This window comes from Nonomuraea fuscirosea (genome assembly GCF_003001935.1).
In the GTDB taxonomy this organism is placed as follows: Bacteria; Actinomycetota; Actinomycetes; order Streptosporangiales; family Streptosporangiaceae; genus Nonomuraea; species Nonomuraea fuscirosea.
In genome coordinates this window covers 160,430-180,043 of sequence record NZ_PVNG01000006.1, presented here as the reverse complement: position 1 = coordinate 180,043, position 19,614 = coordinate 160,430, and the positions used below count along the sequence as shown (strand labels likewise).

24 protein-coding genes and 1 pseudogene are annotated in these 19,614 nt (G+C 72.4%); 16 read left to right on the top strand and 9 right to left on the bottom strand.

Annotation, left to right across the window (positions count from 1 at the left end; genetic code table 11):
* Positions 1-29: 29 nt before the first annotated feature.
* On the bottom strand, positions 30-563 hold the full coding sequence (locus tag B0I32_RS15875; RefSeq protein ID WP_106239555.1) for a GNAT family N-acetyltransferase: 534 nt from the start codon (positions 561-563) through the stop codon (positions 30-32).
* A gap of 161 nt (positions 564-724) precedes the next feature.
* Here B0I32_RS15875 and B0I32_RS15870 point away from each other — a divergent pair, with 161 nt between their 5' ends.
* Positions 725-1,573, top strand: coding sequence for an oxidoreductase (locus tag B0I32_RS15870; protein WP_106239552.1), 849 nt, complete (start codon positions 725-727; stop codon positions 1,571-1,573).
* On the top strand, positions 1,573-2,184 hold the full coding sequence (locus B0I32_RS15865) for a TetR/AcrR family transcriptional regulator (RefSeq protein ID WP_106239550.1): 612 nt from the start codon (positions 1,573-1,575) through the stop codon (positions 2,182-2,184). The genes B0I32_RS15870 and B0I32_RS15865 overlap by 1 nt, the downstream gene beginning before the upstream one ends.
* 13 nt (positions 2,185-2,197) lie before the next feature.
* Here the strand turns inward: B0I32_RS15865 and B0I32_RS15860 are convergent, their stop codons facing one another.
* The gene (locus B0I32_RS15860) at positions 2,198-2,953 is read right to left on the bottom strand and encodes a VOC family protein (RefSeq protein WP_106239548.1); all 756 of its coding nucleotides are present in this window, start codon (positions 2,951-2,953) and stop codon (positions 2,198-2,200) included.
* Between the two features lie 407 nt (positions 2,954-3,360).
* On the opposite strand from B0I32_RS15860, the gene B0I32_RS15855 reads away from it, so the two are divergent.
* Entirely contained in the window at positions 3,361-4,167 is an 807-nt protein-coding gene (locus B0I32_RS15855; RefSeq protein WP_146178170.1) for a VOC family protein, read from the top strand.
* A gap of 87 nt (positions 4,168-4,254) precedes the next feature.
* On the opposite strand, the gene B0I32_RS15850 is transcribed toward B0I32_RS15855, so the two are convergent.
* The gene (locus tag B0I32_RS15850; RefSeq protein ID WP_245955851.1) at positions 4,255-4,818 is read right to left on the bottom strand and encodes a TetR/AcrR family transcriptional regulator; all 564 of its coding nucleotides are present in this window, start codon (positions 4,816-4,818) and stop codon (positions 4,255-4,257) included.
* Positions 4,819-4,888: 70 nt separating this feature from the next.
* Here B0I32_RS15850 and B0I32_RS15845 point away from each other — a divergent pair, with 70 nt between their 5' ends.
* Genes B0I32_RS15845 through B0I32_RS15835 form a run of 3 tightly spaced genes read left to right on the top strand, consistent with a single transcriptional unit; the run spans position 4,889 to position 9,322 of the window.
* Positions 4,889-5,827 carry an alpha/beta hydrolase gene (locus tag B0I32_RS15845; RefSeq protein ID WP_106239544.1) on the top strand — a complete coding sequence of 313 codons (939 nt, stop codon included), beginning with the start codon at positions 4,889-4,891 and terminating at the stop codon, positions 5,825-5,827.
* A gap of 37 nt (positions 5,828-5,864) precedes the next feature.
* Complete coding sequence (locus tag B0I32_RS15840) at positions 5,865-7,610, top strand: ABC transporter ATP-binding protein (RefSeq protein WP_245955850.1); 1,746 nt, start codon at positions 5,865-5,867, stop codon at positions 7,608-7,610.
* On the top strand, positions 7,607-9,322 hold the full coding sequence (locus B0I32_RS15835) for an ABC transporter ATP-binding protein (RefSeq protein WP_106239542.1): 1,716 nt from the start codon (positions 7,607-7,609) through the stop codon (positions 9,320-9,322). The genes B0I32_RS15840 and B0I32_RS15835 overlap by 4 nt, the downstream gene beginning before the upstream one ends.
* Before the next feature lie 376 nt (positions 9,323-9,698).
* Here B0I32_RS15835 and B0I32_RS15830 read toward each other — a convergent pair whose 3' ends face one another.
* Complete coding sequence (locus tag B0I32_RS15830) at positions 9,699-9,953, bottom strand: hypothetical protein (protein ID WP_106239540.1); 255 nt, start codon at positions 9,951-9,953, stop codon at positions 9,699-9,701.
* A gap of 143 nt (positions 9,954-10,096) precedes the next feature.
* Here B0I32_RS15830 and B0I32_RS61675 point away from each other — a divergent pair.
* From B0I32_RS61675 to B0I32_RS15825, 3 genes and pseudogenes are all read left to right on the top strand, one after another.
* Positions 10,097-10,423, top strand: a pseudogene (locus tag B0I32_RS61675) (NUDIX domain-containing protein); the annotation flags it as partial.
* A gap of 124 nt (positions 10,424-10,547) precedes the next feature.
* Positions 10,548-10,682 carry a hypothetical protein gene (locus tag B0I32_RS60935; protein WP_281262601.1) on the top strand — a complete coding sequence of 45 codons (135 nt, stop codon included), beginning with the start codon at positions 10,548-10,550 and terminating at the stop codon, positions 10,680-10,682.
* 370 nt (positions 10,683-11,052) lie between these two features.
* A complete protein-coding gene (locus tag B0I32_RS15825; protein WP_146178168.1) occupies positions 11,053-11,247 on the top strand; it encodes a hypothetical protein in 195 nt (64 codons plus the stop codon).
* A 109-nt stretch (positions 11,248-11,356) separates the two neighbouring features.
* Here the strand turns inward: B0I32_RS15825 and B0I32_RS15820 are convergent, their stop codons facing one another.
* From B0I32_RS15820 to B0I32_RS15810, 3 genes are all read right to left on the bottom strand, one after another.
* Positions 11,357-11,731 (bottom strand): nuclear transport factor 2 family protein, encoded by a 375-nt coding sequence (locus B0I32_RS15820; protein ID WP_106239536.1) that lies wholly within the window; start codon positions 11,729-11,731, stop codon positions 11,357-11,359.
* An 8-nt stretch (positions 11,732-11,739) separates the two neighbouring features.
* The gene (locus B0I32_RS15815) at positions 11,740-12,042 is read right to left on the bottom strand and encodes a DUF952 domain-containing protein (protein WP_106239534.1); all 303 of its coding nucleotides are present in this window, start codon (positions 12,040-12,042) and stop codon (positions 11,740-11,742) included.
* A gap of 70 nt (positions 12,043-12,112) precedes the next feature.
* Positions 12,113-12,436, bottom strand: coding sequence for a DMT family transporter (locus tag B0I32_RS15810; RefSeq protein WP_106239531.1), 324 nt, complete (start codon positions 12,434-12,436; stop codon positions 12,113-12,115).
* Between the two features lie 131 nt (positions 12,437-12,567).
* Here B0I32_RS15810 and B0I32_RS15805 point away from each other — a divergent pair, with 131 nt between their 5' ends.
* The gene (locus B0I32_RS15805; protein ID WP_245955849.1) at positions 12,568-13,521 is read left to right on the top strand and encodes a radical SAM protein; all 954 of its coding nucleotides are present in this window, start codon (positions 12,568-12,570) and stop codon (positions 13,519-13,521) included.
* A gap of 122 nt (positions 13,522-13,643) precedes the next feature.
* A complete protein-coding gene (locus B0I32_RS15800) occupies positions 13,644-14,051 on the top strand; it encodes a hypothetical protein (RefSeq protein WP_106239528.1) in 408 nt (135 codons plus the stop codon).
* 90 nt (positions 14,052-14,141) lie between these two features.
* On the opposite strand, the gene B0I32_RS15795 is transcribed toward B0I32_RS15800, so the two are convergent.
* Positions 14,142-14,396, bottom strand: a complete 255-nt coding sequence (locus tag B0I32_RS15795; RefSeq protein WP_106239526.1) for a helix-turn-helix domain-containing protein — start codon at positions 14,394-14,396, stop codon at positions 14,142-14,144.
* A gap of 80 nt (positions 14,397-14,476) precedes the next feature.
* Complete coding sequence (locus B0I32_RS15790; RefSeq protein ID WP_146178167.1) at positions 14,477-14,878, bottom strand: hypothetical protein; 402 nt, start codon at positions 14,876-14,878, stop codon at positions 14,477-14,479.
* A 104-nt stretch (positions 14,879-14,982) separates the two neighbouring features.
* Between B0I32_RS15790 and B0I32_RS15785 the strand changes: the two genes are divergently transcribed.
* From B0I32_RS15785 to B0I32_RS15765, 5 genes are all read left to right on the top strand, one after another.
* On the top strand, positions 14,983-15,393 hold the full coding sequence (locus tag B0I32_RS15785; protein WP_106240143.1) for a VOC family protein: 411 nt from the start codon (positions 14,983-14,985) through the stop codon (positions 15,391-15,393).
* On the top strand, positions 15,339-16,772 hold the full coding sequence (locus B0I32_RS15780) for an MFS transporter (RefSeq protein ID WP_106239521.1): 1,434 nt from the start codon (positions 15,339-15,341) through the stop codon (positions 16,770-16,772). The genes B0I32_RS15785 and B0I32_RS15780 overlap by 55 nt, the downstream gene beginning before the upstream one ends.
* A 902-nt stretch (positions 16,773-17,674) precedes the next feature.
* Positions 17,675-18,439 (top strand): MerR family transcriptional regulator, encoded by a 765-nt coding sequence (locus tag B0I32_RS15775; protein WP_106239518.1) that lies wholly within the window; start codon positions 17,675-17,677, stop codon positions 18,437-18,439.
* 51 nt (positions 18,440-18,490) lie between these two features.
* Complete coding sequence (locus B0I32_RS15770; protein ID WP_106239517.1) at positions 18,491-18,802, top strand: ArsR/SmtB family transcription factor; 312 nt, start codon at positions 18,491-18,493, stop codon at positions 18,800-18,802.
* Positions 18,799-19,605: an SRPBCC domain-containing protein gene (locus tag B0I32_RS15765; protein WP_106239514.1), complete on the top strand. Its 807-nt coding sequence runs from the start codon at positions 18,799-18,801 to the stop codon at positions 19,603-19,605. The genes B0I32_RS15770 and B0I32_RS15765 overlap by 4 nt, the downstream gene beginning before the upstream one ends.
* Positions 19,606-19,614 lie beyond the last annotated feature (9 nt).

Here is a 19,614-nt window from a genome sequence, read left to right as displayed (position 1 = left end):
ACCAGCGCACCCTCAGCCGGGGCCGCGCCTCAGGGCGTCGCCGGCGGCCGCAGGCCGAGCCATTGCTCGGCGCCCCAGGCCTGGAACCGTTCCACCTCTTCGAAGCCCAGCCTGGCCGCCAGCCGCATCGAGCGGGCGTTGGCGCTCTGGGTGGTGAGCACCACCGGCTCACCGGGATGGACGCCGCCGAACCAGCCGAGCGCCGCCGCGCACGCCTCGGCGGCGTAACCGGACCCCCAGGCCCGCGGCAGGAACAGGTACCCGAGATCGGCCTTGCCCGCGGCGGCCGGGCTGTGGTGCCCGCTCACCCTCTTGAGCTGGACCAGCCCGATCATCGCCCCGCCGAGCTCGACGACGAAGCTCCCGGGCGAGCGTCCCGGCACATCGGGCAGCTCGCGTTCGAGCTCCGCACGCGGCCGGGCGCCGCCGAGGTAGGCGTGCACCCGCCGCGAGCCCAGCAGCTCCAGGAACACCGCACGATCGCGCGCCTCGGCCTGACGCAGGACGAGCCGCTCGGTCCTGATCGGCGCGGGGGGCCAGTCGGCGGATCCGATCTCCAGCATGCCGGGCAACCTACCGCACACCCCGCGACCGCGGCCTCGGGCAGCCGGCGCCTTCCCCGCACCACCAGAATCGACACCGTGATGACAAAAATCGACATAGTGTAGAATTTGTGGCAGGGGAGCAGTCCAGCCCCCTTCGAACACCCCGTACGGAGAAAGCGATGCAGCACCAGAACTGGCTCATCACCGGCGTCAGCACCGGACTCGGCCGCGCCTTCGCCGAGGCCGCCCTGGCCACCGGCCACACCGTGACCGGAACCGTCCGCAACCACGACGACCTGCGCGCCTTCGAAGCGCTCAAGCCCGGCCACGCCCACGGCCGCATCCTCGACGTCACCGACACCGCCGCCGTCCCGGCCGTCGTCGACGACACCGAGCACACCGTCGGCCCGCTGGACGTCGTCATCGCCAACGCCGGCTACGGCCTGGAAGGCATCTTCGAGGAGACCTCGCTGGCCGACGTACGACGCCAGTTCGACGTCAACGTCTTCGGCGCCATGGCCACCCTCCAGGCGGCCCTGCCCCACATGCGGCGCCGCCGCCGCGGCCACCTGATGGCCGTCACCTCCATGGCCGGCCTCATGGCCGTGCCCGGCATGTCCGCCTACTGCGGCAGCAAGTTCGCCCTCGAAGGCGTCCTCGAAGCGCTCGGCAAGGAGGTCGCCCCGTTCGGCATCCACGTCACCGCCGTCGAACCGGGCAGCTTCCGCACCGACTGGTCCGGACGCTCCATGACCCGCGCCGGCCGCGCCATCAGCGACTACGACGAGCTGTTCACCCCGATCCGCCAGGCCCGCCAGAAGGCCAGCGGCAACCAGCTCGGCAACCCGGCCAAGGCGGGGGAGGCCGTCGTGCGCATCGCCGCGCTCGAACGGCCGCCGGCCCACCTCGTCCTCGGCTCCGACGCGCTGCGCCTGATCGGCGCCGCCCGCCGCGCCGTCGACGACGACATCCGCACCTGGGAGACGCTCTCGCGCAGCACCGACTTCCCCGAAGGCGCCCAGCTCTGATGCCCGCCCACCCCCCGCGCGGCCGCCGCGCCACCGAACGCAAGGGCGACGTCCGAGAACGGGCCATCCTCGACACCTGCGAAGCCCTCCTGGCGGACAAGGGCTACGAGGCGATGACCGTCGGCGACATCGCCCAGGGCGCCGGCATCACCCGCGGCGCCCTGTACTTCTACTTCGGCTCCAAACAGGAGGTGGTCACCGCGCTCGTCGCCCGCACCGTCCAGCACCTGTGGGAACGCTCGCGCGCCACGGCCGCGAGCGACGACCCGCGCCGGGCCGTCGCCGCGGCGATGCGCCGCACGGTCGAGCTGTGGAACGAGCACGGCCTGGTCATGCGTACCGCCATCGACCTGTCGCTGACCGTGCCGGAGATCGGCGACCTGTGGCGCCACACCGCCGACCTGTTCATCGCCGCCATCACCGCCGTGCTGGAACGCGCGGGCGTGCGCCCCGGCACCGGGCCCGACCAGGCCGCCGCCATGGCCCGCGCCCTGTGCTGGATGATCGAACGCAGCTTCTACCACGCCTCACAGGAGTCCCGCGACAGCCTGCGCCGGGCATCGGCGACGTGCGAGCACATCTGGCTGATCAGCGCCGGCCTCACCCCCTGACCCCGCCGGCCCGCTACGCCGAGGGGGAGGAGCCCGGTCCCAGCACGCAGAACTCGTTGCCCTCGGGGTCGGCCAGCACCACCCACGACACCTCGCCCTGCCCCACATCCGCCGGCCGCGCACCCAGCTTCAGCAGCCGCGCCACCTCGGCCGCCTGCTCCTGCCCGCGAGACGGGATCAGATCGATGTGGATCCGGCTCCGCACCGGCCCCGCCCCCGACTCCTGCCGGGCGAACTCCAGGAACGGGCCCACACCCCGCGACGAACGCAGCACCGCCCGCTCGTCGCCCGCCTCGTGCACGGCCCAGCCGACCGCCTCACCCCAGAAGGCGGCCAAGGCCCGCGGATCCGCGCACCCGACCACCACCGCCGCGATCGGCCCGGTGTCCCGGTGAGCCTCCCGCGGCTCCAGCACGCGGAACACGTTGCCCTCGGGGTCGGCCAGCACCACCCACGGCCCGTCGCCCCGCTCCGCGTCCGCGGGGGTCGCGCCGAGCTTCCGCAGCCGCGCCACCAGCTCCGCCTGATGCTCCGGGGAGGTGGTGGCGAGATCGAGCCGCACCCGGTACCGCACCGTCTCGGGGTCCGGCACCTTCACCAGATCGACGTAGAAGCCGTCGGGATCCGGCCACGCGATGCCCTCGGGCTCGAGATTGGTCACCCCCGGGCCCTCACTCGACATGCCGTACCCGAGCGCCCCCGCCCAGAACCGGCCGAGCGCCGCGTCGTCCCGGGCCTTGAAGTTCACCTGCACAAGCCGCAATGCCATGGCGCCCCACCTTAGGCCCCGCCCCCGGGCCACACCGAACCACCCGCCCGCGCCACCGTCGTGTTGTGGGTGCTGGGGGCGGATGCGTCAGCTCACGGCCTTCCTGACGAGGGCGGTGATCGCCTCGGCGGCTTCGTCGCTCAGCCCGGTCACCGCGAAAGCCGTGGGCCACAGGCCGCTGCCGTCGGCGAGGTTCGCCTCGGCGGTGAAGCTGAAGGTCGAATACGGCTCCTTATCGATGCCGGCCCGTACGAGCGAGCCCGGGACTCATGACGGCTCAACCACGGGCGGCCGGGCGAGCAGACCGGTCAGGAACGGAGAAGCCCCCGCCCGGCGGCCATGCCTAGCGTGATCGCATGACTCTCACCCCCGATCAACCCGCCCATGAAGACGCGAAGGAATCACTGATGCCGCTCTCCGTCGACCTCATCACCCTCGGCGTACCGCAGGTGGAGGCCGCACGCGACTTCTACACGGCCGCGTTCTCCGCCACCGCCGCAGCCACCGGCGGCCACACCGCCGCCGTCGACCTGCACGGCACCGGACGGCTCGCCCTCCACCCCGTCGACGCGCTGGCCACCGGCTGCGGTACGACGCCGGCGGCCTCAGGCTTCCGCGGCTACGTCCTGTCCGCCATCGTCGGCCGGCCCGCGGAGGTCAGGGCCCTGCTCCAGAGCGCCACCGGCAACGGCGCCACGGTCGTCAAGCCGGCGCGCAAACAGCTGTTCGGCGAGTTCACCGCCGTCTATCAGGCGCCGGACGGAGCCGTGTGGAAGCTGGCCGCTGCCTCCAAGAAGGACACCCATCCCGTCCCCGGCCCGCCGAAGCCGGCCGAGACCGCCGTCTACCTCGGCGTCGCCAAGCCGACGGCCTCCAAGGCGTTCTACGAGAGGCTGGGCATGAGCGTCCGCCACGACTACGGAGACAGGTTCATCGACTTCACCGTCACCTCCGGCGGCCGGTGCCGGCTGGGCCTGCTGCCCCGCGGAGGCCTCGCCAAGGACGCCGGCGTCGGCGAGCACGGCGACGGCTTCTCCGCGCTTGTCCTCACCCACACCGCCGCCTCCCGTGACGAGGTCGACGCTCTGCTCGCCGCCGCGGCCTCCGCCGGAGGCCGGATCACCGCCGCGGCGGCCCGGACCGGCCAGGGCGACTACGCCGGGCGCTTCACCGACCCCGACGGCTTCCACTGGAGCATCACCGCACCCGCCTGACCGCGACCGGCCCGGTCTGTCACGCGGGGGAGGGGAGCACCCGGACGCCTCCGGCCGCTCACCGGGCTCCAGCCCGGCTCGGGGTCATCAGCGGAAGGACGGCAGGACCATCTCCACCAGCGCGTCGACGTCGTCGTCGGCCATCGGCTCGCCGGTCATGCCCATGCGGTGCAGCAGGGTCCCGACGACGACGTCGATGAAGAACAGGACCCGGTGCTCCGGCTCGCCGAGCGCCTCCTGCAGCGCGAGCCGGTACGGGTCCTGGAACCGCGAGGAGAGGATCTCGCGCAGCCCAGGATCGCTGACACCGTCGCTGAACACGCCCGCGAACGCGTCGCCCACCCCCGGCTCGCCGATCTTGGCCGCGGCCCAGCGGATGGCCGAGGCCATGATCTCCGCCCGGTCGCCCCCCTTCACCGGCACCGGCCCGAACGCGTCGAGCAGGCAGTCCACGATCAGCGCCCCCTTCGTCGGCCAGCGGCGGTAGATCGTCGTCTTGGCGATGCCGGCCGCGGCGGCGATGCGCTCCACCGTGGCACGCGCGTAGCCCAGCTCGCAGACCGTGCGCAGCGTCGCGGCGAAGACCACGTCGTTGACGCCGGAACGCGGGCGGCCGGGCGGCCGGGCGGGAGTGCTCGAGGTCAGGCTCACGCTCACACGATACCAAGTTGCGCTACCGTAGGTTTCGAAACCAGAGGTAGCGAAACTTGAGGAGAGGCCCATGAACGACCTCACCACGATACGACGGCCCCCGGAGCCCGACTGGACCACGGTGACCCCCGAACAACTGACCGCCTACCGCGACGCCGAGAACCACGCCCGCGCCTCCACGGCCGCACGCGTCATCACCGGACAACCCGACCCCGCCGCCACCATCACCTGGCAGCACGTACCGCTACCCGGCCGCGAACTCCCCGTCCGCGTGTACCGCCCCCCGGCCACGGGCCCCCTGCCCCTCGTGATCCACGTGCACGGAGGCGGCTTCGTCGGCACGGCCGCACAGAGCGACTGGGTCAACAGCCACCTCGCCGCCCACCTGCCCGCGGCCGTCGTCTCGGTCGAGCACCGCCTCCTCGACCCGCAGACCCCGCTGCCGGCCGCCGCCGACGACGCCTGGGACGTCCTGCGGCACCTGCTGCGCCACGCCGGGACTTGGGACATCGACCCCGCCCGCGCCGCCGTCTTCGGCGAAAGCTGCGGCGGCCTCATCACCGCCCTGACCGCCATCAGAGCCCACCAGGCCAGCCTGAACCTGCGAGCACAGGTCCTGGTCAACCCGGCCACCGACCTGACCCCCACCGCCTGGACCTACGACTCGACGACCCGCTACCCCGACACACCCACCCTGTCCCTACCGCAACTGCGCCTCTTCCAGCGCCTGGCCGTCCCCGAAGGCACCGACGCCCGCGCCCTGTCCCCGCTGCACGCCGACGACCTCCACGACCTGGCCCCCGCCCTCGTCGTGGTACCGGCCGCCGACCCCCTCGCCGACCACGGCCGCCACTACGCCCACCGCCTCCAGACGGCCGGAACACCCGCCCGGCTCAGCGAACACCCGCAGGCGGGACACGCGTTCCTCAGCATGCCGGGCCTGACCCCCCAGGCGACACCCGCCCGGGCGGAGATCCTCGCCTTCCTCCAGGAGCACCTCCGTGACTGACACCTCCGTGACTGACACCTCCGTGACTGACACCCGCGTGACTGACCCCCGGCCGGACACCGGCACCCTGACCGGCCTGCTGCGCCCCCACGCCGGCAGCTTCACCGCCCTCCTCACCCTGCAGGTCATCGGCGCCGTAGCCGGCCTGGCACCCCTCCTGGCGGTGGCCGAAGTCGGACGCACCCTCCTCGCGCCCGGCCCGCCCGACCACGCCCACGCCTGGACCGCGGTACTCGCCGGCGTCACCGGACTGCTCATCCGGCTGCTGTTCACCACCGCCTCCTCGGGGATCGGGCACCTGCTCGACGGCCAGGTCCAGCTCGCCTTCCGCCGCCGCCTGGCCGCCCACCTCGGCCGCGTCCCGATCGGATGGCTCTCCCAGCGCAGGACAGGCGAGCTCGCCAAGGTGGTGGGGGAGGACGTGAGCGCCGTGCACCCGTTCATCGCGCACACCCCCGGCGAACTCGTCTCAGCCTTCGTGGTGCCCCTGGCGTCACTCATCTACCTGTTCACCATCGACTGGCGCCTCACCCTCATCACCCTCATCCCGGTCCTGCTGGCCATAGCGCTCGTCCCGCTGATGATGACCCCGGCACGACAGCGCGAACAGCGCGACTTCGACACGGCCATGGGACGCATCGCCGACTCGGCCGTGGAATTCGTCCAAGGCATCGCGGTCGTCAAAGCCTTCGGCGGCGCCGACCGTACCCACCGCACCTTCCTGACCGCCACCGACACCTTCGCCGACACCTTCCTGCGCTGGGCACGCGGCCTCGCACCCATCGCCGCCGCCATGCAGACCGCGCTGGCACCACCGTTCGTGCTCCTGGCCGTGCTGACCGGCGGCACCCTCCTCATCGCGGACGGCGGCCTGCCACCCGCCGACCTGCTGCCCTTCCTCCTGCTCGGCCTCGGACTCACCGCACCGGTCGCCGCCCTCGGGCACGGCTTCGACGACCTGCAGACCGCCTGGCGCGCAACCGGCCGGATCAGAGACGTCCTCGCCGTCGACCCACTACCCGAACCCGCCCGCCCCGCCACCGCACAAGGGCACCGCCTGCACCTACGGAACGTGCACTTCGGCTACGACACCGGCCGCACCGTCCTGCGCGGCATCGACCTCACCCTCGAACCCGGCACCACCACCGCCATCGTCGGCCCCTCAGGCAGCGGCAAATCCACCCTCGTCCAGCTCCTGCCCCGCTTCTTCGACCCCACCCACGGCTCCATCACCCTCGGCGGCACCGACCTGCGCGACCTCGGCAGCAACCAGCTCTACCGCACCATCTCCTTCGTCTTCCAGGACATCCGCCTCCTGCGCGCCTCCGTCACCGACAACATCGCCCTCGCCCTCCCACACGCCGACCACCATCAGGTGACCACAGCCGCCAGACTCGCCAACATCCACGACCGCATCCTGCGACTGCCACGCGGCTACGACACCATCCTCGACGAGGAAACCGGCCTGTCACGCGGAGAAACCCAACGCATCGCCATCGCCCGCGCCCTGCTCGCCGACACCCCCGTCCTCGTCCTGGACGAGGCCACCGCCTTCGCCGACCCCCACACCGAACACGCCGTACGCCACGCACTGACCACCTCCCGGGGCGACCGCACCATCGTCGTCATCGCCCACCGCCTGGAGACGATCACCGACGCCGACACCGTCGTGCTGCTGGAGAACGGAACGATCACCGAACACGGCACACCCGCCGAACTCCTGAACCAGAACGGCAGGTTCGCCGCGTTCTGGCGAACCCACCGAGGAGACGACCCCCGATGATCCGCATGCTCCTGCGCGTCCTGGGACACCACTACGCCCGACCCGTGCGCCGCACCATAGCCCTCATGACCGCCACCGCGATCGCCGAAGGACTGTCCTACGCCCTGCTCGTCCCCATGCTGCACGCCCTGCTCACAGGCGACACCACCGCCGCCCGCCCCTGGCTCATCGCCTTCGCCACCGCCGTCGCCGCCTACGCCGCACTCCGCTACGCCGCCGACCTGTCCGGCTTCCGCGTCGGCACCACCCTCCTGCGCGGCACCTACCGGCGGCTCGGCGACCACCTGGCCCGCCTGCCCATCGGCTGGTACGCCCCCGGCCGCGTCGGCGAAGTCTCCCTCCTGGCCAGCAGGGGAGTACTCCAGGCGATGAGCGTCCTCGCACACGTCCTGTCGCCCTACATCGCCGCCGCCGTCACCCCCCTCACCATCGTCGCCGTGATGCTCGCCTACAACCCCCCGCTCGGACTGGCCGCACTCCTCGCCGTCCCCGTCGTCGCCGCCATCCAGCACTGGACCGGACGCGCCACCAACGCCGCCGACACCGAACGCCACCACCGCGACCAGCAAGCCACCGGCCGCGTCATCGAATACCTCCAAACCCAGCCCGTACTGCGGGCAGGCGGCCGCACCACCGAACGCTTCACCCTGCTCGACGACTCCCTGCGCGAACTCCAGCACGCCTCCCGCCGCTCCACGCTCTCGGCACTGCCCGGCGTCCTCGGCCTGACCCTCACCGTGCAGGCCATCCTCACCGCACTCCTGATCCTGGCCACCCATCTGGCCCTCGGCGCCACCATCGGCCCCGCCGAAGCACTCACCCTCCTCGTCCTGGCCACCCGCTGCGCCGACCCCCTGCTGTCCCTCGGCGACATCGGCGGCCAGCTCCGCGGCGCCCGCGCCGAACTCACCAAACTCGACACCCTCCTGCGCACCCCGCCGCTCCCCGAACCCCCCGACCCGATCGAACCCACCCGCCACGACCTCGAATTCGACTCCGTCACCTTCCGCCACGGCGACCACACCGTGATCGACCACCTCACCCTCACCCTCCCCGAAGGCCACCGGCTCGCCGTCGTCGGCCCCTCAGGCGCCGGCAAGACCACCCTGCTGCACCTCCTGGCCCGCTTCCACGACGTGAACACCGGCGCGATCCGCATCGGCGGCACCGACGTCCGCGCCATCGACACCCAGGCACTCATGGCCCGCATCGCCATCGTCTTCCAGGACGTCTACCTCTTCGACGCCACCATCGAGGACAACATCCGCCTCGGCCGCCCTGCCGCCACCACCGCCGAAGTCCGCGCCGCGGCGACCGCGGCCCGCCTGGACGAGGTGATCGAACGCCTGCCCGACGGCTGGGCCACCCCCGTCGGCGAAGGCGGCACCCTGCTGTCAGGCGGCGAACGCCAGCGCGTCTCCATCGCCCGCGCCCTGCTCAAAGACGCCCCCATCGTGCTGCTGGACGAGGTGACCTCCGCCCTCGACCCGGCCAACGAAGCAGCCGTCCACCAGGGCATCGAACGGCTCATGGCGGGCCGGACCGTGGTGATGGTGGCCCACCGGCTGCGCACCGTACGCAACGCCGACCACATCGCCTTCCTGGACGGCGGCCGGGTGGCAGAAGAAGGCACCCACGACGAACTCCTGCGCCGCGGCGGCCGCTACGCCGCCTACTGGAACCTCTCCATGACGCCGGCGGCGCCTGAATAGGGGAGAAGCCCACCGGTCGCCTGGAGCTCCAGGCGACCGGCTCGGCCGATGACGCTCATGACCGGCCGGCGGCACGCCGGCATGGGGGAGCGGAGCGTTGTGACGCCTGACCCATCGACATTTTTCGAACAGGGGACAGGGGAGCAGAACACCCGCGCACCCCGGCGATCATCGCAGGCCGGGACCGTCATGGCGGCGCGCTCACATCCCGGCACTCGTCCGCCCGGCGACGGCAGCCGTTCTCCTGCAACCGCTGCGAACGGCATCCCGCCAAGCCGCACGAAAACGCACATTCGATGCGAAAATTACCTATACCATACAGAAGCCCCATTCTGTTCGGTATGGCATCGAAGCGTGACCCGGCGCGGGCAGGGGGTCACAGACGGTTGACGAAGCGGGCGGCGGCGCGCTGGCTCATCCCGGTCTCACCGCGTACGAAGAACACGGCTTCCTGGATCTGGCCGAGCGCCTTCAGCTCGCGCACCTGATCGACAAGATCGACACTGATGCCGGGACGGTTGCGCGGGCTCTTGGTGAGGCGTACCGCGAGAATGATCAGCCAGATGGCACCGGCCGTGACGACGGCGGTGAGCGCGACGATGCTGGGGGCGGCGATGTCGAGCGGGAGCATGCGGTGCGCCTGCCCGCGCGGGCGCGGATTATTCGGCACTTCCACAGTTGCTTGATAATGAACATTATGTCAAGTAGACGTCGCCGGGACGCTCCCCACCGGCAGGCGAGCCGCCCGGTCCCATACGAGGAAAAGGAGCAGGGATGAGAGAACGCCACCCAGAGCTGGCCCGCCTCCTGGAGACGGTCATCCCGGTGGAAAGCCACGAGATCGCCTGGGCCGGCGGGCGGCTGCCGCTCCGCGTCGGCGCCCACACCTCCGACGTCGAGGTGCCGCTGGAGCTGGTGACGTCGGTGCGGTGCATCGTCCGGGTCGGCGACTCGATCGTCTTCTGTGAGAACCGCGACGGCGCTCATCCGTGGCCGGGCGGGCGGCGGCGGGCCGGTGAGTCGTTCACGGACACCATCGTGCGCGAGGTGCGTGAGGAGACCGGCTGGTGGGTCGATCGCGGCAGTGTCCGGCGCGTGGGGTGGCTGCATCTGACGCACCTGCTCCCCCAGCCGCCCGGCCCCGCGGCCCCGTTCCCCGATTTCCTGCAGATCGTCTGCCAGGCGAGGGGCGTCCGGGCGGGAGAGCACGCCGGACACCGAGTGGGTGGACACGGAGGGTTACGAGCTGCGGTCGCGTCTGGTCACCGTCGAGGAGGCGTTGCGGGAGACGTCGGTGGACCTGCTGGCGCCGGTGTTTCTCCGGCTGCTGTCTCAGGAGAACCGTCACGGTCCGGGTTGAGCCGGGGCGTCTCCCCCTCGGCAGGCGACGAGCCTCATGGTGCGGGACGGGTGCGGTTGGTGGGAAGATTTTTCCGCTCTCCCCGAGCGGCTCGTGAGGGTGGTGGTGCGAGCCGGGCGGGGGTGGTGAGCGGGGGTTTCGGGGGCGGGCGGTGCGGTGGGGCGGGCTCCCGGGTGCGTTGACGGCTGGTTTGACGTTGTGTTGATTCGCTGTCCTTGGCGCCAGGTGTGGTTTTAGGGTGGGAGTCCTGCCATTCGCGCCGCGAGAGGAGCAGCACGTGGGGAACGAGTCGGTTTTATGTCCGATGTGTCGGGGGGTTCTGCCCGCTTCCGGTAAGGAGTCGTACACGGCGTCGCGGGGGCGGCTGATCGTGACGAACGGGTACTGCTCGGGCGGGTGTGCCGAGGCGGCGGATCAGACGCAGCAGATGGCGGCCCGGCAGCAGGTGCAGCAGCAGGCTGCGGAGGTGACGCAGCAGGTGGCGCGGCCGAGGCCGGCCCCCTCCCCTGCTCCGGTGCCGGTGCCCGCGGGTGCGGGGCGTGCGCCGTTGCGGGTGGTGCGCTGATCGCTGGAGGTGGCCCGTCCGGGAGGGGGACGGGTGGCGGTCTTCCTTTGTCCGGTACGGCTCGTCGCGCGGGGCGCGGCGGGCCTTCGTCATGGGTGGGCGCCGGTGGTCAGTGGTGGCCGTCGGTGGTGTGCCAGTAGTCGCGCGTCTGTACGGCGAGGCCGTCGGCGTCGAAGCGGGCGAAGACGCAGCCGGCCAGGGTGATGGGGCGGCCGTCGTCGTGGGCGTGGACGCGGAATTCGATGGCGGCCTGGTCGCCGTCGACGATGGGGGTGGCGAAGGTGACGTGGGGGTCGCTCTCGCCGGTGAAGGACCAGGTGATGTAGTCGGCGATGGCCTGGCGGCCCTGGTGCGGGGGTCGGAAGGGCATGCTGGTGTGGACGGCGTCGTCGCGGTAGAGGGCGGTGATGGCGGTGACGTCGTGGTGGGTCCAGGCGTGCTGCCAGGTGTCGGCGAAGCGCTGGGCGGCGGCGCGGGTGTCCATGGGCGGCGTCAGGTGGTGGTGCGGGTGTAGGGGCGGGTGGCGGTGACGCTGGTCAGGGGCAGGGGGCCGTACAGGTGGGGGTAGCCGTTCTCGACGCGGACGTCGAGGCCGGCGGGGTCGATGTCGAGGATGATCAGTGGTTCGGTGAGGTGGCTGTAGAAGGCGGTGTGGACGCCGTGCAGCTGGGGCAGGTCGCGGCTGCAGTGGATGTAGCCGACCTGGTCGAGGGTGCGTCCGAGGGTGGAGACGCGGTACTCCCCTGTGGTGCGGGCGTGCTCCCAGTCGGTGTGCAGGGCGAGGTGGTGGATCATGGTGTCCGTTCGCTGAGGGACGGGGCCCCGCGCTCCCCCGGCCGAGCGGGGTGCGCGCGGGGCCGCTGGTTCAGTGGCCGCCGGCGAGGTTGAGGACGACGACGCCGGCGATGATCAGCAGGATACCGCCGACCTTGACGGGGGTGAGGGTCTCGCCCAGGAAGGCGGCGCCGATGAGGGCGATGGCGGCGGTGCCGGCGCCGGACCAGACGGCGTAGGCGGTGCCGACGTCGAGCTGGAGTTTGAGGACGCGGGCCAGCAGCAGGAACGAGATGATGTAGCCGGCGGCGACGGTGAGGCTCCAGCCGAGATGGGTGAAGCCGTTGCTGAGTTTGAGCGCGGTGGTGGCGACGACCTCGGAGGCGATGGCGAGGGCGAGCAGGATCCAGGCCATGAGGGGGCTCCAGACGAAGGCGGGGCGGGGCGGGTGTGCCGCCAGTATCGTGGGTCCGCTCCCCCGCGCGGGCGGGCGGGGTTGGGGGGAACGGCTTGAAAACGGAGTCGAATGCGTGTTCCACTGGTGATGTGGGTTGGGACGCGCTTGCGCTTGTCGACGCCGCCGATGAGCGTCCGCTGATCGAGCGGCGCGCCGTGGCGCGTGACGGCTTCTACGAGATGCAGGCCCGCACCGTGATCGAGCGGGTGCCGCAGGTCGCGGGCATCGCGCAGCGGTGGGCGGTCTCCCCCTACCGTGGCTGCGCCCATGCCTGCCGCGGCTGCGGCGCCCGCGCGGGTCATCGCCGGCTCGGGCTCGACGCGGGCGCCGACTTCGACACCCGGATCGTGGTCAGGCCCAACGTGGTGGAGCGGTTGCGGGCGGAGCTCGCGCGGTGGGACGGCACGGAGATCGCGGTCGGGGTGGGCGGCGACTGCTACCAGGCGGCGGAGGAACGCTACCGGCTGATGCCGGGGGTGATCGGGGCGCTGGCGAGCGCGGGGGCGGCGTTCACGGTCTACACCAAGAGCGCGCTGGTGGTGCGGGACGCGGAGCTGCTGGCGCGGGCGGGTGCGCGGGTGGCGGTGTCGATCGCGTTCGTGGACGAGCGGATCCGGCGGGCGGTGGAGCCGGGGGCGCCGTCGGCGCAGGCGCGCCTGGAGCTGGTGTCGGCGCTGGTGGAGGCGGGGGTGGAGTGCCGGGTGCTGATGTCGCCGGTGCTGCCGCTGCTGAGTGACGCGGCCGATCAGCTGGCGGCCACCGTACGGCGGATCGCGTCGGCGGGCGCGGCGGCGGTGGAGCCGGTGGTGCTGCGGCTGCCGCCGGGCACGCGGGAGTGGTACCTGCGGTGGCTGGAGGAGGCGCATCCGCAGCTGGTCGAGCGCTATGCGGAGCTGTACGACCGGGCGGGGCTGCCGTCGGCGGGCTATGAGGGCCGGATCACGGGCCAGATCGCGCAGTTGTGCCGCATGTACGGGATGGGATGCGGGGCGCCGGTGGCCGAGCCGCGAGAGCCGGCGGCGGCGCAGCTCGCGCTGGTGTGAATCCCCCGGCGGCGGCGCCGGGGTTGAGGGCCGGGTGTGTGGATTTCTGCGCAGACTGGCGGGTCTAGCGGCTCTAGCGTCGGCGTGGTCAGGATCCGGGGATCCCACGAGAGGAGAACCTCATGACCGCGAAGGCCATACGTCGTGGCCTCGCCGTCGCTGTCGCATCCCTGGCCGCCGCGGGCGTCGTCGGCACGCCTGCCGCGAGCGCGTCGGCCCATCCGGTGCCGGGATGCCGGAGCAGCACGTTTCCGGGGTATCAGGTCCAGCATGTGCACCTGTACCTGAGCGATCCGGCCGTGGCCGTGTGCAAGGCGTTCAAGCGGATCGGCGGCGGCAGATTCCAGGTGTTCTACAAGATCAAGGGACGCGGCGGCCCCCGCCAGGTGCAGATCCGCAACGACGGGACGCGCGTGCGCACCTACTTCGTGCGCGGCGGTACGGGCACGATCAGCGATCATCTGCGGGGGCGGCGCACGTTCTTCCGCGCCTGCCGCCCGGACGGCACGGTGTGCGGGCCGTGGCTGTGACGCCCCTCCGCCGGGTGACCGCGAGAGCGTGACCCCACCCTGATGGGGTGTGCCGCGCGTTCCTGGAGGGGGACGCGCGGCGCCGGCGCGTCAGGGGGCGGCGGCCGGGGTGGAGCGGGTGACGAGGTGATCGAGGGAGATGCCGAGCACGTCGGCCAGAGCCGCGATGGTGAAGAACGCGGGCGTGGCGATCCGGCCGGTCTCGATCTTGCGGAGCGTCTCGGCGGACATGCCGGCGGCCGCGGCGACCTCGACGATGCTCCGCTCCGCCCTGGCCCGTCGCAACACCAGGCCGAGCTGCTCGCCACGGAGGCGTTCTTCGGGGGTCAGCGGGGGTCGCACCATGGCACCCATGCTATACCCGGGATAGAAATACCGGATCCGCGTCGTTCAGCAGTCCCGGGCCACCGGTGACGCCGGCCACGTCAGCGGTTGAACCAGCGCGCCGCGGGCGCGGTGAGCAGCGCGCCGGCCACCCCCAGCGGCAGGAGCACGCTCAACGGCAGCGACGCCCACACGAAGCGGCCCGCCACCAGCATCGACACCAGGTTGCCGCCGCCCAGGACCGCCTCCACCGCCACCGCGGCCCACCGGACGAACGAGCGCCGCGACGACCACCGCAGGACCAGCCACACCATCACCACCAGGACCACGGCGGGAAGCAGGAACAGCAGCAGGAACAGCGAGGGGGCGCTCGCCGCGGCCGCCAGCACCCCGCCCATCACGACCAGCCCCAGAACGCTGGCGGCCACCTGCACGATCAGCACCACCCGCGCGGCCCGCACGAGACCGGGCATGGGCTCCGCGGGAAGACTGTCGCTCGTCACCCGATCATTGTGCCGCACGCGCAACCGGCCCAGCGTGCCCTGGCCGGGGAACCGGGCAGGAACCGAGAAGCGCCCGGCACCGGGCCGCGTCTAGCGTGATGGTCATGGACATCGCCATTCACGCCAGCTTCCTGCCGCACGACGACCCGGACGCCTCCCTGGCCTTCTACCGCGACCTGCTCGGCTTCGAAGTACGCGACGACGTCGGCTACAACGGCCTGCGCTGGATCACGGTCGGGCCCGCCGGCCGGCCCGGCGCGTCCCTCGTCCTGCAGCCGCCCGGCGCCGACCCCGGCATCACCGCCGCCGAGCGCGCCACCATCGCCCAGATGATGGCCAAGGGCACCTACGCCGGCATCCTGCTGGCCACCGACGACCTCGACGGCCTGTTCGAACGGGCGCGGGCGGGCGGCGCGGAGGTCGTGCAGGAGCCGGTCGAGCAGCCGTTCGGGGTTCGTGACTGCGCCTTCCGAGACCCGGCCGGCAACCTGGTCCGCATCCAGGAACAGCCCTGAACCGCGCTCGTCCCGACGGCGACACGGGCGGTCACACGGGCGGTCACACGGGCGGTCACACGGGCGGTCACACGGGCGGCGGTCCGGTCGCCGACGCAGCGGCGGGCGCCGAAAACCGCGCGCGCCGGGGAGCGAGAGCCCGGCTCTCCGCCACCCTCTCCCCCTTGGCCGAGCCCGGCTTCCGCCGCTACTACCTCGGCCAGACCGCCTCCTTCTTCGGCGACGCCCTCACCCCCCTCGCCATCGCCTTCGCCGTGCTGCACCTCACCGGCTCCGCCGTCGACCTCGGCATCGTGATCCTCAGCACCCGGCTGCCGATCATCGCGCTGACCCTGCTCGGCGGAGCCGCGGGCGACCGTTTCTCGCGCCGCTCCATCATGCTGATCGCCGACCTCACCCGCCTGGCCGCCCACGGCGTCACAGCCGTGCTCCTGCTGACCGGCAGCGCGCACCTGTGGATGCTGGTGGCCCTGCAACTGATCGCCGGCGCCGGATCGGCGTTCTTCAACCCGGCCGCCGTCGGGCTCGTCTCCTCCCTGGCCGGCAAGGAGAACCTGCAGGCGGCCAACAGCCTGATCTCGATCTCCCGCAGCACCGTGTCGATCGTCGCGCTGGGCGTCGCCGGAGCGCTCGTGGCGCTGGTCGGGCCGGGGTGGGCGATCGCGATCGACGCGCTGACGTTCGCGGTGAGCGCCGTCTTCCTGTCGCGGCTCCCGCGCCTGCTCCCCGGCGGCGACCGCGGTCAGGGCCGCGGGCTGCTGGCCGGGATCGGCGAAGGACTCGCCGAGGTGGGGCGGCGCACGTGGCTGTGGGTGTGGATCGTCCATCTCGCCGTCGCCAACGCGCTGGTGATCTCCCCCATCCTCGTGCTCGGCCCGTACGTCGCCGACCGGTCACTCGGCGGGGCGCCGGCGTGGTCGGCGATCGGCATCGCCTACGCCATCGGCGGGCTGGCCGGAGGTGTCGTCAGCGCGCACTGGCGGCCCGCCCGCCCCATGGTGGCCGCCCTGCTGGCGTTCCTGCTGATCGCACCGCTTCCGGCGCTGCTCGCTCTGCCCGCGCCCGTCTGGCAGCTGGTCGCCGCGGGCGTGGCCGCGGGCGGGCAGGTGACGGCGCACAACGTCATCCAGACCACGGCCCTGCAGCGGCATCTGCCGGCCGGCGCGGTGGCGCGGGCAGCCTCGGTCACCATGCTCGGCGGACTCGTGGCGGCTCCCGTCGGCATGGGCCTGGCCGGGCCGGCGGCCTCGTTCTTCGGTACGCGTCCCGTTCTGCTGGCGTGCGCGGCGACCGCCGTGCTCGTCACCGCCGTCACCTTGCTGGTGCCGGCGGTCTGGCGGATCCGGGACGACGGCTCTCGCGAGCCGGTGCCGTCATGACGGGTGGGATGGTCCGGGGCTGCGGCCGGGTAATAACTGGTGGCCCGGGGACACGGTGGATCCGTGGCCGGGTTCGGGACGTCCGCGCGGCCGCGCGCCATTCGCGGTCAGGAGGTCAGGGCGGCGTGCGGGCTCGTTCGCCCGGCCCGCGGGCTCCGGGACCACCGCGCCCGCTCCGGCCCTGACGGCTCCGCCCGAGCCCGGTCCGGCGGGTCGCCGTAATAAGCCCGTGGCCGGTCGCATCCCGCGGCCGGCCCGTCGCAGCCGGGCGGCCGTCCGGGCTCGCAGGCGGCCGCCTTCCCTGTCGTCCGTCAGCGGGCGTGGCCGTGACGGCGGTCTCTCGCCGGTACGTACGTTCTCACCGGGCCGCCGCCCGGCCGGGCCCCGGGCCCTGCGGCGTGCACCGGCGCGCCCCCCCGCGGCAGCTGTTCTTCTCGCGAGCACAGGTGCTAACTCCAGTCGATCAGCGCCCGCCCCGCCCGCGGCCAGGGCGGCACGGCCCCGGATCCCGGACGACGGCAGGCGGGAACGGTCAACGACCCAGGACGAAGAGGCACAGGGCACGGCGAACCGGAGCCCGGCGCCGGCCACCTCGTGCCGGCGCCCGGCGAAGCGTGTCGCCTCGGCCGGCCGGTCGCCCGCACGGCGCCTCCGGGAGGTCCTGATCGTCACCGCTGTCATGGTCGCCTTCAACCGACGCGGGCAGCGGGTCGCCGAGTGCGCCGCGACCCCGTCGTCGCCACCAGGCTATGTCCCCGCGACGGCGTGAGTGTGCCCTGGTCAAGAAGCCACAGCAAGTTTTGACCTGGCCATGAGATTCGCACGGCACACCCCCGGCGGGGCCCGATCGCGATCGGGCCCGGCTTGACCCGCACGCCACGTCACCCGGCAAGCTGGACCCCATGAGCCACTCCGTCGGACAGGTCGCCCGGATCGCGCGCATCACCGTGCGTACCCTCCACCACTACGACGAGATCGGCCTGCTCACCCCCAGCGAACGCACCCACGCCGGCTACCGCCGCTACACCGACGACGACCTCACCCGCCTGCAGCAGATCCTCCTCTACCGCGAGCTCGGCTTCCCGCTCGACGAGATCGCCGTCATCCTCGACGCGCCGCACACCGACGAGCTCACCCACCTGCGCCGCCAGCACGAACTCCTCACCCGCAAGGCCGAGCACCTGCACGAGGTCATCGCCGCCGTCGAACGCACCATCCAGGCCCGCCAGGCCGGCATCGCCCTCACCCCGGAGGAACGCTTCGAGATCTTCGGCCACTTCCGGCCCGAGGACCACGAAGCCGAGGTGGAACGCCGGTGGGGGCACACTCCCCAGTACGAGCAGAGCCGCCGGCGCGTCGCCTCCTACACCAAGGCCGACTGGCTGCGGCTGAAGGCCGAGACCGAGGCCATCAACGACGACTTCGCCGCCGCGTGCAAGGCGGGGCTGCCCGCCGACGGCCCGCACGCCATGGACCTGGCCGAGCGGCACCGCGGCCACATGAACCGGTGGTTCTACGACTGCGACCACGACCTGCACGCGTGCATCGGCGACCTGTACGTCGAGGACAGCCGTTTCACCGAGGTCATGGACGCCGTCCATCCCGGCCTGGCCGCGTATCTCCGTGAGGCGTTCCGCGCCAACGCGCGCCGCGCCGCCGCGCCCTGACCCCTTAACATGCACTTGCGGGCATATAACCGGTCGAGTATATTCGCCGTCATGCCCTTCGACGTGCTAGCCGAACCCGCACGACGCCACATCCTCGACCTCCTCCTCCAACGCCCCCACCAGGTCAACGAACTCACCCACCACCTCGGCCTCACCCAGCCCGGCACCAGCAAACACCTGCGCGCCCTGCGCCAAGCCGGCCTCGTCACCGTCCGCAAAGACGCCCAACGCCGCTGGTACGAACTCAACCCCCAGCCCCTCACCGAGATCGACGCCTGGCTCACCCCCTACCGACGCCTCTGGAACACCACCCTCGACCGCCTCGAAACCCACCTCGACACCATGGAAGACCACACCCCATGAACGAGACCCTCACCCTCCACCCCGACGGCCGCACCACCCTCCAGCTCCAGCGCCGCCTCCCCCACCCACCGGAAAAGGTCTGGCGCGCCATCACCACCCCCGAACACCTCTCCGCCTGGTTCCCCGCCGACGTCACCATCGACGGCGACCGCATCACCTACGGCTTCGGCCCCGACGGCCGCATCACCGTCAACGACCCGCCCCGCACCTTCGCCCACACCTGGGGCGACGACGAACTGCGCTGGCACCTCCAGCCCGACGGCGAGACGACCCTGCTCACCTTCACCCACACCTTCGCCGACCGCCACGGCGCCGCCAGCTTCGCCGCGGGCTGGCACACCTGCATCAAGGCCATGCTCGCCCACCTCGACGGCCGCCCCGCCCGCCTGCCGCAAACCCCCGACCCCGCCACCTCCGCCCGCCTGCACGAGGACTACATCGCCATCCTCGGCCTGCCCTCCGCCGCCATCGACAGCACCGCCGGCCGCGACGGCGTCCGCGTCGAACGCCAGCTCACCCGCCCCGCCGAAGACGTCTGGCAGCTCCTCGGCGGCCCCGCCGCCAGGCCCGGCAGCCCGCCGCCCGAGGCGTTCACCGTCCCCGGGCTCAAGGCGAGACCCGTCACCCGCGCCGAGCCCGCCAAGCTGCTCGCGTACGACACCCCGGAGGGCGGCGTGCGCTGGGAGTTCACCGAGGGCACCGGGCAGGGCCCCCGCCTCGTCGTCACCCACACCGGCGACACGGCCTTCCTCGACGCCTGGCGCGTCCGCGTGGAGGATCTGGCGGCTTCCCTCGTCGAATGAGGTTTGTCG

Coding starts and splice junctions, on each gene's coding strand:
- B0I32_RS15800 (WP_106239528.1), top strand. CDS start 13,644: ATGACCGCGAAGGCCATACGTCGTGGCCTCGCCGTCGCTGTCGCATCC.
- B0I32_RS15775 (WP_106239518.1), top strand. CDS start 17,675: ATGAGCCACTCCGTCGGACAGGTCGCCCGGATCGCGCGCATCACCGTG.
- B0I32_RS15810 (WP_106239531.1), bottom strand. CDS start 12,436: ATGGCCTGGATCCTGCTCGCCCTCGCCATCGCCTCCGAGGTCGTCGCC.
- B0I32_RS15860 (WP_106239548.1), bottom strand. CDS start 2,953: ATGGCATTGCGGCTTGTGCAGGTGAACTTCAAGGCCCGGGACGACGCG.
- B0I32_RS15770 (WP_106239517.1), top strand. CDS start 18,491: ATGCCCTTCGACGTGCTAGCCGAACCCGCACGACGCCACATCCTCGAC.
- B0I32_RS15875 (WP_106239555.1), bottom strand. CDS start 563: ATGCTGGAGATCGGATCCGCCGACTGGCCCCCCGCGCCGATCAGGACC.
- B0I32_RS15795 (WP_106239526.1), bottom strand. CDS start 14,396: ATGGTGCGACCCCCGCTGACCCCCGAAGAACGCCTCCGTGGCGAGCAG.
- B0I32_RS15835 (WP_106239542.1), top strand. CDS start 7,607: ATGATCCGCATGCTCCTGCGCGTCCTGGGACACCACTACGCCCGACCC.
- B0I32_RS15865 (WP_106239550.1), top strand. CDS start 1,573: ATGCCCGCCCACCCCCCGCGCGGCCGCCGCGCCACCGAACGCAAGGGC.
- B0I32_RS15765 (WP_106239514.1), top strand. CDS start 18,799: ATGAACGAGACCCTCACCCTCCACCCCGACGGCCGCACCACCCTCCAG.
- B0I32_RS15845 (WP_106239544.1), top strand. CDS start 4,889: ATGAACGACCTCACCACGATACGACGGCCCCCGGAGCCCGACTGGACC.
- B0I32_RS15815 (WP_106239534.1), bottom strand. CDS start 12,042: ATGATCCACCACCTCGCCCTGCACACCGACTGGGAGCACGCCCGCACC.
- B0I32_RS15820 (WP_106239536.1), bottom strand. CDS start 11,731: ATGGACACCCGCGCCGCCGCCCAGCGCTTCGCCGACACCTGGCAGCAC.
- B0I32_RS15830 (WP_106239540.1), bottom strand. CDS start 9,953: ATGCTCCCGCTCGACATCGCCGCCCCCAGCATCGTCGCGCTCACCGCC.
- B0I32_RS15785 (WP_106240143.1), top strand. CDS start 14,983: ATGGACATCGCCATTCACGCCAGCTTCCTGCCGCACGACGACCCGGAC.
- B0I32_RS15870 (WP_106239552.1), top strand. CDS start 725: ATGCAGCACCAGAACTGGCTCATCACCGGCGTCAGCACCGGACTCGGC.
- B0I32_RS15855 (WP_146178170.1), top strand. CDS start 3,361: ATGCCGCTCTCCGTCGACCTCATCACCCTCGGCGTACCGCAGGTGGAG.